Raw genomic sequence first — 464 nt, forward strand, 5'->3', positions numbered from 1 at the left:
TCGCCGCCGACGAGGCGGGCGTGAGCTACAAGGAGGCCATCAAGGCCGACCTGCTGAAGGACCCGCGCGTGAAGGAGGTCATCGACGTCGGCGTCAACGGCGACGAGGACACCGCCTACCCGCACGTGGCCGTGGCCGGTGCCCGCAAGATCGCCGCCGGGGAGGCCGACCGCGGCATCTTCGTGTGCGGCACCGGCATGGGCGTGGCCATCGCCGCCAACAAGGTCAAGGGCATCCGCGCCTCCACCGCGCACGACTCCTTCTCCGTGGAGCGCCTGGTGCTGAGCAACGACGCGCAGGTGCTCACCCTGGGCGAGCGCGTGATCGGCAAGGAGCTGGCCCGCCGCCTGGCCAAGGAGTTCCTCGGCTACGTCTTCGACCCCGCCAGCGCCTCGGCCGCCAAGGTCGACGCGATCTGCGGCTACGAGACCGACGCCGACAAGGACGCCAGCGCCCTGAGCTGA

The 464-nt window shown here is 70.9% G+C and carries 1 protein-coding gene; it reads left to right on the top strand.

Annotation, left to right across the window (positions count from 1 at the left end; genetic code table 11):
* A partial coding sequence (locus GTR00_RS22500) for a ribose-5-phosphate isomerase (RefSeq protein ID WP_166613674.1) occupies positions 1–464 on the top strand: 464 nt, incomplete at its 5' end.

It is taken from the genome of Kineococcus indalonis (genome assembly GCF_009906395.1).
GTDB classification, from domain to species: domain Bacteria; phylum Actinomycetota; class Actinomycetes; order Actinomycetales; family Kineococcaceae; genus Kineococcus; species Kineococcus indalonis.